At 51.3% G+C, this 16,495-nt stretch carries 12 protein-coding genes; 3 read left to right on the top strand and 9 right to left on the bottom strand.

Annotation, left to right across the window (positions count from 1 at the left end):
* Positions 1-22: 22 nt before the first annotated feature.
* The 3 genes from ACTS3T_RS07820 to ACTS3T_RS07810 form a co-directional block, all read right to left on the bottom strand.
* Positions 23-256, bottom strand: a complete 234-nt coding sequence (locus tag ACTS3T_RS07820; protein ID WP_377967562.1) for a hypothetical protein — start codon at positions 254-256, stop codon at positions 23-25.
* Between the two features lie 20 nt (positions 257-276).
* Complete coding sequence (psbM, locus tag ACTS3T_RS07815) at positions 277-387, bottom strand: photosystem II reaction center protein PsbM (RefSeq protein WP_346289634.1); 111 nt, start codon at positions 385-387, stop codon at positions 277-279.
* Between the two features lie 108 nt (positions 388-495).
* Complete coding sequence (locus ACTS3T_RS07810; RefSeq protein WP_377967560.1) at positions 496-840, bottom strand: 2Fe-2S iron-sulfur cluster-binding protein; 345 nt, start codon at positions 838-840, stop codon at positions 496-498.
* Between the two features lie 388 nt (positions 841-1,228).
* On the opposite strand from ACTS3T_RS07810, the gene psbB reads away from it, so the two are divergent.
* From psbB to nrdR, 3 genes are all read left to right on the top strand, one after another.
* Positions 1,229-2,761: a photosystem II chlorophyll-binding protein CP47 gene (gene psbB, locus ACTS3T_RS07805; protein WP_377967558.1), complete on the top strand. Its 1,533-nt coding sequence runs from the start codon at positions 1,229-1,231 to the stop codon at positions 2,759-2,761.
* A 132-nt stretch (positions 2,762-2,893) separates the two neighbouring features.
* Positions 2,894-2,992: a photosystem II reaction center protein T gene (locus tag ACTS3T_RS07800; protein WP_377967556.1), complete on the top strand. Its 99-nt coding sequence runs from the start codon at positions 2,894-2,896 to the stop codon at positions 2,990-2,992.
* 120 nt (positions 2,993-3,112) lie between these two features.
* The gene (nrdR, locus tag ACTS3T_RS07795) at positions 3,113-3,649 is read left to right on the top strand and encodes a transcriptional regulator NrdR (RefSeq protein ID WP_377967554.1); all 537 of its coding nucleotides are present in this window, start codon (positions 3,113-3,115) and stop codon (positions 3,647-3,649) included.
* Here nrdR and ACTS3T_RS07790 read toward each other — a convergent pair.
* From ACTS3T_RS07790 to ACTS3T_RS07765, 6 genes are all read right to left on the bottom strand, one after another.
* A complete protein-coding gene (locus tag ACTS3T_RS07790; protein ID WP_377967552.1) occupies positions 3,629-6,217 on the bottom strand; it encodes a DUF4912 domain-containing protein in 2,589 nt (862 codons plus the stop codon). The genes nrdR and ACTS3T_RS07790 overlap by 21 nt on opposite strands.
* An 87-nt stretch (positions 6,218-6,304) precedes the next feature.
* A complete protein-coding gene (locus tag ACTS3T_RS07785; RefSeq protein WP_377967550.1) occupies positions 6,305-6,727 on the bottom strand; it encodes a GNAT family N-acetyltransferase in 423 nt (140 codons plus the stop codon).
* Between the two features lie 104 nt (positions 6,728-6,831).
* Positions 6,832-8,145, bottom strand: a complete 1,314-nt coding sequence (locus ACTS3T_RS07780) for a TAXI family TRAP transporter solute-binding subunit (protein WP_377967548.1) — start codon at positions 8,143-8,145, stop codon at positions 6,832-6,834.
* The gene (locus ACTS3T_RS07775) at positions 8,142-11,831 is read right to left on the bottom strand and encodes a PAS domain-containing protein (protein WP_377967546.1); all 3,690 of its coding nucleotides are present in this window, start codon (positions 11,829-11,831) and stop codon (positions 8,142-8,144) included. Before ACTS3T_RS07775 ends, ACTS3T_RS07780 begins: the two co-directional genes overlap by 4 nt.
* 117 nt (positions 11,832-11,948) lie before the next feature.
* Entirely contained in the window at positions 11,949-12,341 is a 393-nt protein-coding gene (locus tag ACTS3T_RS07770) for a c-type cytochrome (RefSeq protein WP_377967544.1), read from the bottom strand.
* Entirely contained in the window at positions 12,328-16,446 is a 4,119-nt protein-coding gene (locus ACTS3T_RS07765; protein ID WP_377967542.1) for an EAL domain-containing protein, read from the bottom strand. The genes ACTS3T_RS07770 and ACTS3T_RS07765 overlap by 14 nt, the downstream gene beginning before the upstream one ends.
* Positions 16,447-16,495: the final 49 nt, after the last annotated feature.

Raw genomic sequence — 16,495 nt, 5'->3', positions numbered from 1 at the left:
TCAAGAGGCGTCACGTTCCTAATTATCTGCCGCAAACGGTCATTAACAGTCGCTGGGTGATAGAGCTGTAGCCACTCCGGCTTTCATCTTTGGTAAACCTCAGCCCGTGCCCATTACCCTTAAGCATCTGCATAACCTCGTCTACGCCAAAGCCAGTACAGAAAGCACCCTGACCCCAACCGGGCGCATTCTTACAAAACCCGGTGGCTAGGCTAGGCAATAAAAAAGCAGGCGATCGCGCGATCGCCTGCTGCATCCAAACAATTAGAGAATGATCTAATTACCCGTTTGCTTACTCGTGGTTTGAATATACAGAATTAGCAAAAAAACGGTTGGGACAAGCACAAACAGGATGCTAGCAACAAAACCCAGGTTGTTAACTTCCATTAATTCCAGCCTCTACTCTCAAAAAACTTCAAAAAGAACCCAGTCGCTACTCAGAATATAACCTAGATTGCGATCGCTTCAGTCGAGAAATTTAACCGCGCAGATGGCTCACGTTGCTGACTTAGCCGCTTCATGCCTTTGCTGCGAAGCTTTTTTGTCAGGCTTAGTGATGACACTCACTGGCCCGTTCACCGTCGTCTGACAAGCTAAACGACAGTTAGGTGGACGTTTCTTCAGCTTGCGCTCTTCAACCGCCGTGCGAGGAGATAGATTTTCCATGCCTTCGGCAATCTCTACCACACAAGTCCCGCACTGGCCATAGCCACCGCAGTTCATCATCTTACCCATTAGGGTATAGAGATCAATGTCATTCTCCAGCGCTTTAAATCTGAGATTTGCGCCGTCAGCCGCAACAATTTCCTTATCTTCTTTAATAAACTTAATATTTGCCATGGAGAATATTCCGCTTTGTCGAGGGTTTCTACAACTATGTACGGGGCTTACCGGATAAGGACTACAAAAATAGCTTAAGGGAATGTAACAAAAGCACAACCCCAGAAGAGTGCATAGCGAACGCTCTGACATCTTGCCATGAGCATTAACACTGGTTACACTACTTCATACACTTTCATTTTTACATTTTTATTGTCAAACCGCTGTCAATAGCACTCTTGTCTGACTCTGAATCTTCTGAGTCTAGGGGCAGTCAGAGAATTACAGGCTTGATAGTAAATCAACGAAGGTTTGGTCGGTTGCGAGTCTGGTAGGCTTATCAGTATCTAGCATCCTATACCTAGGCTAAAAACAATTGTTGAAACCTAATCGAGGAGGAGCGTAGTCAATGGGACTACCCTGGTACCGAGTCCATACAGTCGTTCTGAACGATCCAGGGCGGCTGATTTCTGTGCACTTGATGCACACCGCCCTTGTGTCAGGGTGGGCTGGCTCGATGGCTCTATTTGAGCTGGCAACCTTTGATCCCAGCGATCCTGTGTTAAACCCGATGTGGCGTCAGGGCATGTTTGTGCTGCCCTTCATGGCACGTCTGGGCGTCACTGAATCTTGGGGTGGCTGGAGCATCAATGGCGGAACTGCCGTGGATCCCGGCTTTTGGTCTTTTGAGGGCGTTGCAGCAGCCCATATCGTCCTTTCGGGTCTGCTGTTCCTAGCTGCCTGCTGGCACTGGGTTTATTGGGACTTAGAGCTGTTTGTTGATTCGCGTACAGGCGAATCAGCTCTAGATTTACCCAAAATGTTTGGCATTCATTTATTCTTAGCAGGTCTACTCTGCTTTGGCTTTGGGGCTTTCCACTTGACTGGGCTTTGGGGGCCTGGGATGTGGGTTTCAGATCCCTACGGCCTCACGGGGCATGTGCAGCCAGTAGCGCCAGAATGGGGGCCTGCGGGCTTTAACCCCTTCAATCCTGGCGGCGTGGTAGCCCACCACATTGCGGCGGGGATTGTTGGCATTATTGCTGGGCTTTTCCACCTGACTGTGCGGCCACCGCAGCGACTCTACAAAGCACTGCGGATGGGTAATATCGAAACCGTTCTGTCGAGCAGTATTGCTGCTGTTTTCTTTGCGGCTTTTGTCGTCGCTGGCACCATGTGGTACGGCAGCGCCACAACCCCGATTGAACTGTTTGGCCCTACTCGCTATCAGTGGGATAGCAGCTATTTCAATCAAGAAATTGAGCGCCGCGTTCAGAGCGATATGGCGGCTGGACTGTCTATGGAACAGGCCTACGCCAATATTCCTGAAAAGCTAGCTTTCTATGATTACGTTGGCAACAGCCCCGCTAAGGGCGGTTTGTTCCGCGTTGGGCCAATGAATTCAGGTGACGGCATTGCCCAAACTTGGTTAGGTCATCCTGTCTTCACCGATGGCGAAGGACGTACGTTAACAGTTCGTCGTTTGCCTAGCTTCTTTGAAACCTTCCCCGTTCTCTTGGTAGATAACGACGGCGTGGTTCGAGCCGATATTCCTTTCCGGCGGGCTGAGTCTAAGTACAGCTTTGAGCAGACTGGCGTTAAGGTCAAACTTTACGGGGGTGAACTAGCAGGTCAAGAATTTAGCGATCCAGCAATTGTTAAGCGCTTTGCCCGCAAGGCTCAGCTGGGCGAACCTTTTGAATTCGATCGCGAAACGCTTGATTCTGACGGTGTTTTCCGTACCAGTCCTCGGGGTTGGTTTACCTACGGTCATGCAGTTTTTGCGCTGTTGTTCTTCTTTGGTCATATCTGGCATGGTTCTCGGACGCTGTTCCGGGATGTGTTTGCCGGGGTTGATCCCGATCTCTCTCCCGAACAGGTGGAGTGGGGTTTCTTTGCCAAAGTGGGTGATAAATCTACCCGTAAATCTGAGCCAACCTAGCGCGTTAAGAGATTGAAAATAGGCCAGGTATTGAACCAGCCGATGATTCGTAAGTTCAATACCCGGCCAACCAATTTCGAAGCGAACTTGTAGACTGTAATTAGTAGGTAGTCAGAGCAGGATTTTCTAACTATGGAAAGCGTCGCTTACATTCTGATTTTTACGTTGGTGATTGGAACGCTCTTTTTTGCAGTAGCTTTCCGCGAACCCCCTCGTATTTCTAAAGACTAATTGGCTCTTAATGGGATACTGATGATCTAAAAATTTAGATCATGAGCCATTTTTGATTAAAGTAGAGGCAAGGCTTCTTGAGCTTTCAAGAAGTTTGCCTCTATTTTTTGGGATTTGCTTATGCAATGCCCGTTTTGTCAAAATACTGATAACCGTGTTTTAGAGTCGCGCTCTGCAGAATCAGGACGCAGTATTCGACGGCGGCGTGAGTGTTTGCGCTGTCGCCGCCGCTTTACGACTTATGAGCGGATTGAACAGGTGCCGATTACGGTGATTAAACGCAGCGGCGATCGCGAAGCTTTTGATCACGCCAAACTGCTGCTTGGTATTGTGCGGGCTTGTGAGAAAACAGAGGTTTCGCTGCCTGTTATTGAGTCGATGGTAGATGATATTGAAGGTGAACTACAGCAGCGACCTTCGCGTGAAATTAGCAGTAGTGAGATCGGTGAACGGGTGTTGACCCATCTGCAAGCTATTAACGAGGTTGCCTACATTCGTTTTGCTTCTGTTTATCGACAGTTTCAAGGTATTCGAGATTTTGTTGAAACGTTGAACCAGTTGCAAGCCGAAAGCAAGCCTGCGGCTGGTGGCTCTGCAACAACGGGCGATCGCACCCCTGCTTTTTTCTCTTCTAGCTTAGAAGCGAACCGGAGCTGATCGCGCTAGCATTTGCCAGCGTTTATCAGGGGTGAAGTAGCCAAGTTCAACTAAATAATCGCGATCGCTCAGCGGAATAGGCAAATACCAGTCTCGCGCCATCCGGTAGCATTCCTGTTGTTGGAAATCGCGGGGCAGGGGTTGATGGCTTTGCCAATTCGTTACTTCGTAGAGGCGCAGGGCTATCAGGCTATTGGTTGCTGCTATTTGCTGCCTTTGCGCGGCTGAGAGATCCCAATGAACATAACCCCACTGGGCATCACAAGCGCTGAAGCTTAAACTTGCACCTCCCTCCGGCTCGGCGGTAGCCTCAACCTGATTGGCCGCTGCCATTGGCGGTGTAGCGCTAACGGTCTGATTGTCCCAAGCCGTATGGTTGGGCATGATTTGCACCGCTTGCCAGATATCTTCAGGGGGGCCATCCTCAACCGGCTTTGGCTGGGTAGGCTTGGGGGCAGAAAGCGGTTCTGAGGCGATCGCTGCGGTAGGGTCTGTCTGCAAAGAGGCTAGCGACAGTTTAGCAGCCGGGGGTTTAGCCCAAGGCAAAATTGCGGCTTCGTCGGGCAGTTCTGCGATCGTAGCCTGTAGATCAGCAGGCACCCCCCCCATTTCTGAACGAGCACTGTCGCTAGGGGCGACATTGGTTTGCCAAGGTAAATCTTCCGCTTCATTGGGCAGTTCCGCGATCGCCTGCTGCAAGCTGGCAGGCACATCGTCAGTAGCCGGAGTGGTGGCTGGAGCGGTGGCTCCCTCCAACGGCGAAAATGAACCTGGGGTCAGCACTGGTTTGATATCTGCTGGCGTGGGTGGATCGGGCCAGTTAATCGGCAGCGCTTGACTAGGGGCACGCTCGGCATTAGGCAGGTCAACGGCTGCAGCCGATAAATCGGGAAACGCTGGCAAAGTTCCTGTTAGCGCCACGGTGTCGGCGGCAGTCAGCGATTGACTTTCTTCGGCGGTAGGGGTGAGTTCAAAAGAGTCTGAAGCTGGCTGCTGCGACAAATTGGCTTTACCTTTTAGCGCGGTCAAAGCATTTGGCTCTAGTTTTAAGGCGGTTTCAAAACTTTCTTGGGCTTCCGCTGTCCGCCCCAACTTGCCTAAAACAAGTCCGCGTCGAATCAGGCTTCCGGCCAGCAGCGCCACTAAGCTAGCCGCAGGAGTCCCCGCTGCGGCAGCTTTAAGGCGGGCTAAATCAGCCGCTTCGATTGCTTGGTGCAAGCAATTTAACGCCGTTTCATACTGGCCTAATTCACTCTGGCGAATGCCTTCTACTAACGCTAGCCGTGCTTGTGTCAGCTTGTCTTCGGTGGCAGAACCAGCCGCCGCCCCTGTCGTCACGCCAGCCAAAATTTCATCCGGAATCTCAATGCGCACCTCTGCTTCAGGCTCATCAGGGGTTGCCGCCGAAGGGGGCAGCAGCTTCGGTGTCTCAGCCGTAGTGGTTCCTTTTTGGCCTTTCAGAGCAGCCCCCAACAAAACCAACAGCAAGACAAGCGGCATAATCGCCCAGCGCAGCCAGGCAGGTAGCTGATCAAGCCATGCCTGCCACTCTGCCGGAATGTTTAAGGCTTCATCAGTTTCAGGATCTTCAGCCGCTTCTTCAACAACCGGAGCGATCGCAGAGGGGTCTTCAGGGTCGGCGGCTGTCTCAGCCGGGGCAGGTTCACTGGGTCGAGAGACAGTGACCTGCGGGTCGGCAGCATTGAGCGTATCTTGTGCTAAGGGGGTCGCTAAAAAGGTCAATAGCGCTTGCTTTGCAGGCGTTAGCGGTGCTTGATAAACCAGCGTTCGCGTTAGCGAAAACGGATATCCCGCTTGCGTTGGGTCGCCGCCATCAATGGCAATAATGCGCAAATCTTCGCGATCGCCCAATTCGCTCAACAGGCCGTAAGTAATGCCATCAGTGCCTAGCGCCTGCACCAACGCGTCTAGATCTTCAGTCTCTAGTACCTCAGTATTAGCCCCAGTTAATAATTGCGGCCCAAACACTGAATAGCGACTCAACGCTTCTCGAACGGGGCTGTTAGCTGGTCGATCAAGCAGCCGAATAGAGCTAACTGGCCCTCCTAAAACAGACCAGTCGGTGATGTCGCCTCGTACAATGTCGGCAAACTGAATCAGGGTCAAATCATCCTTAAACGGATTAGATTGGCTAACGGCAATCGCGATCGCCTCGCGAACGAGCGGTACCTGTTCTAGCCCTTGCGCTTCTTCATCAGGGGTTAGCGAACGAGCGATCGCCGCAAAATCAGCTTCTCCCGCTAAAACGGCTTGCAGAGCAGTCTCTGGGCTTTCAATCGCTAGGTCAGTTTCCGGCGCGTTCGCCTGCGCCTCAAACGTCTGCACCAGCGGCCTGCTCAAAAACTCTACCGCAGGAGCGCTGAGAATTTGCAGTGGCGCAGCCGCCTCAGAAACAGCAGGCGTTGAACTCGTAGGGGTTGACGCGGGCGATGAATCACCAGGGGCGGGCGGCTGCTGAGCAACAGCTGGCAACCGTTTCCAACTCGGTGCCAGACTCGTAAGCAGGGCTAGGGTGAGGACACAATAGAAGCGAGAGAAGCTAGGCATGGCAGTAGGATGAAAAAACCACGGCTTGATTGTTCAGGATAGCCAAAAACAGGGGCAAGACAGCAACAACTTTTAAGACGCTAGCCGCTAAAACCTGAGGTATTTCACCATCTTGATATGATCAATGCCGCCTTCTAAATAGCGATCGCCCTGTTCAACAAAACCCAGCTTGCGGTAGAAAGGCAGCGCATGACACTGAGCCGAAATTGTCACCGCCTCATGCCCCCGCTGGCGAGCCACCCCAATCAGGCATAGTACAATTTGTTGACCAATACCGCGCCGCCTTAAAGCCTCATAAACCGCTACGCGACCAATCCGGCCTTGTGGCGTTAGCCGACCAGTACCCGCTTTAACCCCATTCCAGCAGGCCAGTACATGCACCGATAGCGGATCAAGTGTATCAATTTCAAGCGCCAGTGGAATTTTTTGTTCTTCCACAAAAACCTTCTGACGAATGTGATGGAGGATTTGCTTATAGGTTTCATAATCGACGATATCAACCCTGATCATGCGTGAAGATGTCCGTGTGACTTGCTCAGCAGGCAAATATCATACAAGGCCAACCTCGCATCTGTGAGGGGAGGGCGTACCTCTAAAGCAAGAACTCTGGTGTTTTAAGCATCGGGGTTATCTTCAGTCGAGGGAGGACAAGATTGGCTTTGGCTGAGCAAAACCTCTTGATGGCGGATGGTATTGATTGCCACTTCCCAAGGGAACGTAAACGACTGGAAGGACTCAGGCGAAATGCGATCGATATCGAGATCTACTACTACCTCTTGCAAAATTTTGAATAACTGCTGGCGAATCACTTTCAGGTCAGCCAAGGTGTGAGTTTCCTGTACCCGGTTGATTAAATCCAAAATTTCCAGATTGTACATATCGGCTCGGTTTTTTTGTCGCCCAATTAGCCATAGCCGAAACTGCCAGACGCCAGAAGCAATTAACAAGCTAACCGAAATCAATAAGCCAATCGGTTCGGCATACTCCACTAAAAAGTAGGGTTGATCTTGCCCGTAATAAGCTTGGGCACCGTTGTGCAGCGGCAAACCCAAATTGGGCAGCTCTTCAACGGGTTCAATCATCACAGCCGCCGGATACAGCTGAATCAACTCATTGCGAAACTCGTGCAGGGTTTGCGTCAGCCGCCGTACCACATCGTCATCGACGTTGGCATGCGCCACCAGCAAAGCATTCACCGCCACTACCTCTAAATCGGTAGCCGGAATGGGTAAGCCGCCATCATAGCTACCTTTAGGAATTTGCGTGGCTTCGACGTAAGGCAGTGAGAGCCGCAGCGCTTCTACTTGATCAATCGGCAGTAAGCGCACGCGATCGCTTTGCAACAGCGCGGCTACTGTGCCATTACCCAAGCCAATGACCCGAAACAAGGCATCTGCTTCACCTTGCAACAGGGCTTCGTGGGCGGCAGTGGGAGAATAACTCTTGGCCTGAAAATCATTAGGGGTAAGGCCGTAGTGCTGACTGAGCGGCCAAAACAGCGCATATGAACCACTGCCCTCAGGCATCAGCGCAACGCGTTTACCCCTTAAGTCTGCAATGCTTTCAATACCCGCATTTTTGGCCACCACAAAGTGAAACATCTCTGGAAAAAGTTTGGCAACGCCTCTAGCCGCGGGTAGCGCCGGGGTATCGTTTTGCACCAAGGCAAGCTGTACGCGCTCCGCCTGCAACCAATCCATATTTTGCGGCGAACCTTGGGTGGCTTGCACCTCAATTTGAATATCCGGATGGTGCTGGGCGACGAGTTGGGCAAAGGCTTGACCAAAGGCAAAGTACTGGCCGCCTTCACCCCCAGTTGCCAGCACTAAATGGTAAACTCGCTGCTGTTCGCGCCAGGTAAGGGCAGCAAAGGCGATCGCCCCCATTGCCCCAATTGCTACCACAGGAAGCAACCATCGACTGGTCATGGCGACTCTGCATAGAGGTATTGAACAGCCAAATAGCGCTGCAAACAGTCAAACACTTGGCTGCGCTTAAACGGCTTTTGAATAAAGTCATCACAGCCAGCCGCGATCGCAGCTTCAGGAGAAGTAGACGTTCCCATCGCAGATATAGCAATAATAGGCACGCGTTGACCAGAAGAATCACACCGCTCTCGCTGGCGAATTTGGCGGGTAGCTTCATAGCCATCCATTTCTGGCATACGCAAGTCCATCCAAATCAAATCGGGTTGCCAGCTTTGCCAAAGCGCCACCGCTTTTTGACCGTTGGTTGCTTCTTGAACATCAGGTGCTAAAACTGCTAGCACTTTAATTAGCAGCAGTCGATTGACGGCATTATCATCAACCACTAGCAAACGTAGCCGGGGTTGCCCAGGAGCCAGCCCCATCACCCGTCGCTCTGGCGTTTGCCGCAATAGCGTCGCCGTAGGGACGATGTCGGCTAAGATATCAAACGCAAAGGTGGTACCGTTGGCGGCTTGGCTGCGACAGGTCAAATCTCCCCCCATCAGTTGGGCAAATCTGCGGCTAATAACTAAACCCAGACCTGTGCCCTGGGGCAGTTTGGTGGACGTTTGCACCTGGCTAAAGGCTTGAAAAATCTGGGCTTGATCTTGAGGGCTAAGGCCAATGCCAGTATCAGCCACTTCAAACTGTAGCCGAAGCTGCTCTGTCACAGGCTGCACCGCAGAGCGCGAAACTTGCAGACGAACCCTGCCGCTATCGGTAAATTTGATTGCGTTGTCGAGCAAGTTAATCAAAATCTGCCGCAGCTTCATATTGTCTGTGCGAATCAGGGAGGGGACATCGGGCTGGCACTGAACCACTAACTCAAGTTGCTTGCTTTGGGCTTTGAGTGAAAATAAGTTTTGCAGGTCAGTTAGTAGCCCTGGTAAATCAACGATACCTAAGTCAAGCGTAATCTTATTGGCTTCAACTTTAGCGAGATCAAGCAGTTGGTTAATAATGCTCAATAGATGATCACCGCTGCGTTCGATGATATTGGCATAGTTGTGCTGTTCGGCCAGCGGTATACTGCCATCTTTCAACAGGCGGGCAAAGCCCAAAATACCGTTAAGCGGCGATCGCAGCTCGTGGCTCATGTTGGCGATAAAAATGTCTTTAGCGCGATTGGCCGCTTCGGCCGCTTCTTTGGCAGCCGAAAGTTCCGTTTCAGCCTGTTTGAGCGCGCTAATATCCGTCACCAAGACGTAGTAGCCAATCACCTCAGCTTGATCAAAATCGGGCACTAGCTCTACCGACGTATGGCGCATCCCGCTGGGAAATTCTATTTTGGCTTCGTAGTGAACCGTCTCCCCCGTCAGCACGCGATCGACATAGGGTTGGATATAGGCATAGCGCTCTGGGCCAAAGACCTCTATTAACGATTTGCCGACAATGTCTTCTTTGCGGCAGTTAAACCAAAGGCCATAAGCCCGATTGACAAAGCGGTAATGTCGCTGAGCGTCAACATAGGCAATACAGCCAGGAACGGCGTCGGTAATGAGCTGTAGCTGGGTTTGGCTTGCTTGCAAAGCCAGTTCGACTTGCTTGCGATCGCTAATATCGACCGTCAGCGCGTGAAAGCCCACCACTTCTGACTGTTGATTAAAGTCTGGAACCAGGGAAACTGACGTATGGCGATGTCCGGTCGGAAATAACAGTTCGGCCTCATAGGTGACGTTTTCACCCGCTAATACCCGATCTAGATAAGGCTTAATGCGGGCATAACCCTGTTCACCAAAGACCGTTTGTACCTGTTGGCCGAGAATATCTTCTTGGCGACAGTTAAACCAGGCTTCATAGGTTTTATTGACGAAGCGATAGCGACGATCCGTATCCACGTAAGCAATACAGCCTGCAATAGAATCAGTCACCAACTGTAATTCGGCTTTGCTGGCTTGCAGAGCCATTTCGGCTTGTTTGCGCTGGCTGATATTGATGGCGACGCCAACCAGGCGAGTTACCTGATCGCCTACGTCACACAAGGCTTGGCCTTTAATTAAAACCCAGCGAATCTCGCCATTGACGACGATGCGGTTTTCAAACTCGAACTCTCCCCCCAAGGCGATCGCCTGTTGACAAGCTGCCATCACCCCCCGGCGATCGGCAGCATAAATTAGCGCCAGCGCTGATTTCACGCTGATTTGCCACGAGTCACTTTGCCAGACTTCATTGGCAATACTGCCAAATCCGGTCACTTGCTGCGTCGCTACATGGTGTTCCCAGCAAACCAGGAGTCCCCCCGACATGGCTTGAAAAAGCTGAGAATTGCGATCGCTAATGGCTTTTGTTTGAGCGGCAACGCGCTGCTCCAGTTCTTGCTCATTTTTGCGTAGCTGAGCCGAAGCCGCCTCTATTTGCGGCATCATCTGGCCAAACTGCTGTTGCAAAGAACTGACTTCTCGAATTTTGGTCGATTTCGTGAGCGAAACTGGCAAACCAGCCGCAAAAGTTTGCGTCGCCAGTTCAAGATCTAAAAGCGGCTGAGTAATGCGCCTAGCCAACCAAACCCCAATAGCAGCCGTACCTATCAGCGCCAGCCCACACAACCAGGCGGTACGATACACATTGGCATGAATGTCTGCCATAAAGTCAGACTCAGGCACCGCTACCACAATCAGCCAGTCTAGCCCTGGCCCATTTTGGTAGGGGATGGCCTGGAGAAAATAACGCTGGCGCGGTTTCTGAGTTTGAAAGCTGGCGTTGACCTCCAGGCTAAGCTGCTGCCGACTTTGAATTGAGCGCAGATCGCCAAACTGGCTTTGCAAAGCCCGATAGCTATCGCGTAACAGGGCATTGTTGCTAACTGCGGCTGAAAGGCGCTCAAACTTAAGGCGACCCGTTTCATCTAGACGGGTTGAGTAAAACAGTTCGGGCACAGAAGCAGCCACCAGCAGCCGCTCCGCGTCAAAAATAAAAACTTCGCCCGATTGACTCACCTGCAGCGACTGGAGAAAATCACTAATGCTATTAAGGCTCAGATTGACGGCAAAAACGCCTAGCAGTTCGTTGCCATCGCCATAAACTGGTTGATAAGCGTTGATCGCCAGGACGTTGGTTTGCCCAATTTGAAAAGGCGCACTCCAACCAGCTTGCCCCGTTTTGACTGCCTCTTGATACCAGGTGCGATCGCGCACATCAAAGTCAGCCAGCGTGGTTAAATATTGGGTTAAGTTGCCCTCGGCGTCTATGCCATAGAGGTCGAGCTGTTGCTGACCCGCTACGGTAGCCGAAACCCCAGCCTCAAAAGGATAGGCAATATCATTGCTGTCCTCAACCCCGGCCTCATAGGGGCTGACGCGATGAATGGTTCTAAAGTCGCCTTGCGGGGTACCAAATAACAGCGACGTCACAAACGTGACCTGCTGATGTTGCAAAATCAAACGTCGATGCAACCGTTCTAAATTGTCTAAGTCGGCAGGATTGAGGATTAGATCTGTCGCGTTAAGCTGGTTCAGCAGTTGGGCAGTTTGCAAATAGTCGTCTAGCTTTTGGGCAATGCGATCGCCCGTCTCTTCCATTAATTGATGCGCCAGCACTTGCACGGCGCTGCGGCCACTTTGGTAAGAGAGGTACCCTACAACTGCCGTAATGCCAGCGACTTGAGCAATAAACGCTGTGATCAGCAGGTTTCGAAGGGCAATGCGCATTTCAGAGAAATTTCAGTTGAAACCGAGCAGAGAATAACGAATCTTTAATAGATTCTGGCTAACTCAGTATTTTATGCAGGCTTAAAGGATAAGGCTCCGGATGTTTGAGCGCATCACCTAATCTTTATCGGTTGCTGGCGATCGCCAGTTGCGATCTGCCTGATCGCGGACATAAACGGCCAGCGTCTGAATTTCGTCAGCGCTGAGGCGATCGCCAAAAGCCGACATATTGTTTTTGCCGTGGGTAATTAAATCAGCGATCGCCGCAACCGACGCCACCTGATTGCGCTGTAACGCTTTTAGCTTTAGGGTTTTGCCCCGTCGCACAATGTTGCCACCGTGGGCATGGCAACCCGCACAATGAATTTCAAATAGCTGAGTCGGGTTAGCTGTGGCAGTATCGGCCACTGCCGGATGGATGATCAAGAGACTCAAAGCCAGAGCCAGTAAACTGAGAAGCCCGCGTCGGCAAATCAGGCAAAACGGGTCGGGCAAACTAAGAAATTTCATCCGGTAGTAGCTGATAGGTGGTTAAAAACTGGGTCATGGGAAAAGCAGCCAGCGGTGGACTAAACCAGTTGCCCTGTAGTTCTTGGCAATCAAGCGATCGCAACTGCTGTACCTGCTGCAAAGTTTCAACCCCCTCTGCGACTACCGTTAAATTCAGAGCCTTACCTAAGGCGATCATAGCGGCAATCATTGCTAAATCGTCGGCGCTATCGGCTAGCTCCTGCACAAAGGATCGATCGATCTTGAGGCCATCAAGGGGCAGCTTTTTTAAATAGCTCAAAGACGAATAGCCTGTACCAAAGTCATCCATCACCACCTGTACCCCTTGCTGTCGCAGCCGATTCAGGATCATAATTGTGCGATCAATATCCTGCATAGCAGCCGTTTCAGTGACTTCTAGTTCTAAAGACGAAGGCGCTAAGCCAGTGGTTTGCATAATACGATTGATCGTTTCGAGCAAGGATGGCGTTTGTAGTTGACAGGGCGACAAATTAACCGCGATCTGCAACGTCTCACCCATCTCAGCTTGCCAGCGTTTAACCTGCCGACAGGCCGTTTCTAGCACCCACTCGCCAATAGGAATGATTAAGCCGTTTTCTTCGGCGATGGGAACAAACACCTGTGGCGGCACCAGCCCTAATTGAGGGTGTTGCCAGCGCAACAGCGCTTCAATTCGCCCCAGCTTACCTGTGACAAGGTTAACCTGGGGCTGATAGTGCAAAATAAATTCGTTGCGCTCTAGGGCATGGTGCAGGCTGTTTTCTAACGTTAGTCGCTGAGACGCCTGAACGTGAATAGTGGCCGTATAAAACTGGTAGCGATCGCGCCCCTGCTCTTTAGCCCGGTACATAGCGGCGTCGGCATTTTTTACCAAAGCTTCCGTATCGACCCCATCTTGAGGATACAGAGCAATTCCAACGCTGCTGGTAATATGCAGTTCCTGGTCTTCTAAAAAAAAGGGTGGCTTAAGCACATCTAAAAGGCGCTGAGCCACCTGAGCCGCTTGGCTAGCATTGGGTAGACGCGGCAACAACAGCGTAAACTCATCTCCTCCCCAGCGGGCGATAATATCTTCACTTCGCAATACGGTCGTTAGGCGCTGGGTGGCTTCTTTCAGCAAGCGATCGCCCACGGCATGCCCCAAAGTATCGTTAATCGTTTTAAAGCGATCGAGATCAAGAAACATCACCGCCAGCAAATCTTGAGCCTGACAACTCGCCGCGATCGCCGCTTGCAAACGCCGATTAAACAACATGCGATTAGGCAACCCCGTTAGCGGATCATGAAAAGCCTGATAGCGCATTTTCTCTTCGGTCTGTTGCCGCTGAATGGCACCGCCAATACTCGCGGCGATCGCCACTAAAATAGACTCGTCGTTGCGCGTCCAGTGGCGCGCTTCTGAGCAGGCATCAAAGCCGATATAGCCCCACAGCCCCTCTTTCACAAAAATAGGCACCATTAAAAGCGACAAAATTTGGTCTTTCGTCAAAAGTTTTTGTTCCACAGCCGAAAACGTCGCCACTAGCCCACAGATCGACTGGCCTTGGCTAAAGGCTTTGTACCAACGGGATAGCCCCGCCGTATGGTAAGGCTGATTATGCCAATGGGGTTGATGGATGGTGGGGGCAATGCCCAAACGAGTCCATTCAAATCGCATACTCATGGCGACTTCACCCGTCGTAGGGTGAGGATGGTTTTCATAGAGGTAAACCCGGTCAGCCGCCGCTGCCTTACCCAAAATCGCCAAAACCGTCGGAATCGTTTGTGGTAGATCGAGATTGGTCAACAGACAATAGCTCGCATCGGCTACGCCTTGCAACAAGCGATCGCGGCGATATAGCTCAGCTTCAGCCTGTTTTCGAGCCGTAATATTCTCGACAGTGCCTTCATAGCCAATAATGTCTCCCGCCGAACAATAAATCGCTCTGGCCGACTCCGAAATCCAGATAATGCTGCCATCTTTGCGGTAAACCTGAGATTCAAAGCCAATGACCGACCCTTGCTGCTGAATTTGCTGATGAAATTCCTGGCGGCGTTGCTGATCAACATAGAGCTGTCGAGAAATATCCGTAATCTGGCTAATTAGCTCAGCAGGCGTCTCATAGCCGTAGAGCTTAGCCATCATTGGGTTAACCGTTAAATATTGCCCCTGCAACGTACTTTGAAAGATGCCTTCAACAGCATTTTCAAAAATGCTGCGGTATTTAGCTTCAGCTTGCTTCAGGTGGGCTTCAGCCTGCCAGCGTTCGTAGGCCAGCGAAAAGGCCGCAGCGGCACTGCGTAAAAACTCGACCTCAGAAATCTGCCAAAGCTTGGCTTCACGACAGTTATTAAAGCCAATCAACCCATACAGCTCACCTTCTAGCAACAAAGGTAGCAGCAGCAGCGACAAAATCTGCTTAGAGGAAGCGGTCAGAACCTGATACTGTTCGGCGGTAAAGTCGTGACAAGTTTGGTTAATGGCATAGCCACTTTGCAACCGCTCTAACCAGCTTTTAAATAAAGCTGCTTGAAAAACAGCAGGCGCGGCGGGCTGTTCCGGTTGCTGGGCAATCATCGCCGGAGCCAACCATTCTGCCTGTTGCACGGCTACTGGCTCACCGTTGGCATCCGCCTTAAAGTGATAAAGGCACACCCGGCTAGCAGCGGCAGCGATGCCTAGCGGCTTGAGTAATGACTGGTAACCTTGCCACGTTGGCGGTCGCTTCAAACTGAGCAACTGGCGCTGAATGTCCACCAGAGCCGTCATGTATTGCTCCCGTTGAGCCAAAGCCTGCTGGCTTAAAAGTTGCTCTGTCACATCTTCGAAGATACCTAAAACGCCAATAATGCTGCCGTCACTATCGTGAATAGGAAGCTTGCTACAGTCTACCCAGCGCTGACTTCCGGGGGCATGAACTTGTTGCTCTAAGCTGCGTAGCTTGGGCTGGTAAGCTTCTAAAATCAGGCGATCGCGACTGCGAGAAAAATCAGCATCCGCCTCCGAATAAACGGGAATAGCGCTATCGTCGCGTCCCACAATCGCTTGTGGTGAGGCTAAACCCACGGCTTCAGCAAAAGCGCGATTACAGCCCAAGTAGTGGCTATTTTGATCCTTCCAGGAAATCTGATGAGGAATGTTATTGAGTACTAGCTGCAGCAAGTTTTCTCGTTCTTTTAGCGCTTTTTCTACGCGTTTGCGCTCCGTAATATCCGTAATCAGACCCTCAACCCCCAGAATTTCACCCGTATCGCTTAAAATAGCCGTTCCTTTTTCCCATACCCATTTTTGCTGGCCTGACTGGGTGCAAATGCGATACTCCACTTCGTAGGGCTGCTGCTGTGCGATCGCCGTTTGAATCACTTGCAAGATGCGAGGCAAGTCTTCGACGTGCGTGATCGCGTTGTAGCTTAGCTCAGAGCAGTTAGCCATCAAGGCTTCGCAGCTATAGCCAGTTACCTGAAGACAGTTCCCCCGGAGGTAGCGCATACTCCAGGCACGATCGTTCGTTGTTTTAAACACAATTCCAGGCAGCGTGTCAATCAGCTGATTAAGTTGTCGCTGGCTTTCGATTAAAGCCACCTGAATTTGCTTAAGCCGGGTGATGGCTCCTAGCTGAGCCGCGATCGCCGCTACTAACTGCACTTGCTGCTGGTTAGCGCTGCACACCTGTCGGGCAAACAACACTAAAACCGCCAACGGTTCGCCATTAAAAGCAATGGGAATGCCCACTCCCGTTTTCAAACCCACTGCCAACGCCAGCTTAGCTCGCTTAAATTGAGACTTTGGTAAAACTGAGACATCTTGAATCCACTCTAGCTGCTGCGATTGCCACACCCAACCCGGCAAGCCCACCCCAACTGAATACTGACAATGCTGGCTGAATTGACCAAATGGCTGGAGTTCAGACGCCGCTGCGTACCAAATCTTGCTATGAACTAGGGCGGTTTTAGCATCATTCGGTAGCCAAAATTCACCAAACTCCCAGTCACTAAAGTCACACACTTGCTGCAAAATCTGCCGCAGAGCGCTATCAAAATCGGCAGCCTCGCTAATGGCTTGTTGAATTGACTGTAGAAGCTGATAGTAGATGGGTTGATCAGCAACTAAGGCTTTAAACATCATTGGGCTTTGGGTAGGGAGCTGCAAACATCGGTGCAAGACAGCCCAAGCA

Origin of the sequence: Almyronema sp., assembly GCF_052168255.1 — a bacterium.
GTDB classification, from domain to species: domain Bacteria; phylum Cyanobacteriota; class Cyanobacteriia; order Phormidesmidales; family Phormidesmidaceae; genus Sphaerothrix; species Sphaerothrix epifaneia.
Note: the sequence above shows the minus strand (reverse complement) of the source record. Positions and strands in the feature narration are given on the sequence as shown.

What these genes read in the sequence shown, in the direction of transcription:
- ACTS3T_RS07765 (WP_377967542.1), bottom strand. Translation starts at nt 16,446, where the DNA reads ATGATGTTTAAAGCCTTAGTTGCTGATCAACCCATCTACTATCAGCTT.
- psbM (WP_346289634.1), bottom strand. Translation starts at nt 387, where the DNA reads ATGGAAGTTAACAACCTGGGTTTTGTTGCTAGCATCCTGTTTGTGCTT.
- psbB (WP_377967558.1), top strand. Translation starts at nt 1,229, where the DNA reads ATGGGACTACCCTGGTACCGAGTCCATACAGTCGTTCTGAACGATCCA.
- ACTS3T_RS07775 (WP_377967546.1), bottom strand. Translation starts at nt 11,831, where the DNA reads ATGCGCATTGCCCTTCGAAACCTGCTGATCACAGCGTTTATTGCTCAA.
- ACTS3T_RS07780 (WP_377967548.1), bottom strand. Translation starts at nt 8,145, where the DNA reads ATGACCAGTCGATGGTTGCTTCCTGTGGTAGCAATTGGGGCAATGGGG.
- ACTS3T_RS07800 (WP_377967556.1), top strand. Translation starts at nt 2,894, where the DNA reads ATGGAAAGCGTCGCTTACATTCTGATTTTTACGTTGGTGATTGGAACG.
- ACTS3T_RS07810 (WP_377967560.1), bottom strand. Translation starts at nt 840, where the DNA reads ATGGCAAATATTAAGTTTATTAAAGAAGATAAGGAAATTGTTGCGGCT.
- ACTS3T_RS07790 (WP_377967552.1), bottom strand. Translation starts at nt 6,217, where the DNA reads ATGCCTAGCTTCTCTCGCTTCTATTGTGTCCTCACCCTAGCCCTGCTT.
- nrdR (WP_377967554.1), top strand. Translation starts at nt 3,113, where the DNA reads ATGCAATGCCCGTTTTGTCAAAATACTGATAACCGTGTTTTAGAGTCG.
- ACTS3T_RS07770 (WP_377967544.1), bottom strand. Translation starts at nt 12,341, where the DNA reads ATGAAATTTCTTAGTTTGCCCGACCCGTTTTGCCTGATTTGCCGACGC.
- ACTS3T_RS07785 (WP_377967550.1), bottom strand. Translation starts at nt 6,727, where the DNA reads ATGATCAGGGTTGATATCGTCGATTATGAAACCTATAAGCAAATCCTC.
- ACTS3T_RS07820 (WP_377967562.1), bottom strand. Translation starts at nt 256, where the DNA reads ATGCAGCAGGCGATCGCGCGATCGCCTGCTTTTTTATTGCCTAGCCTA.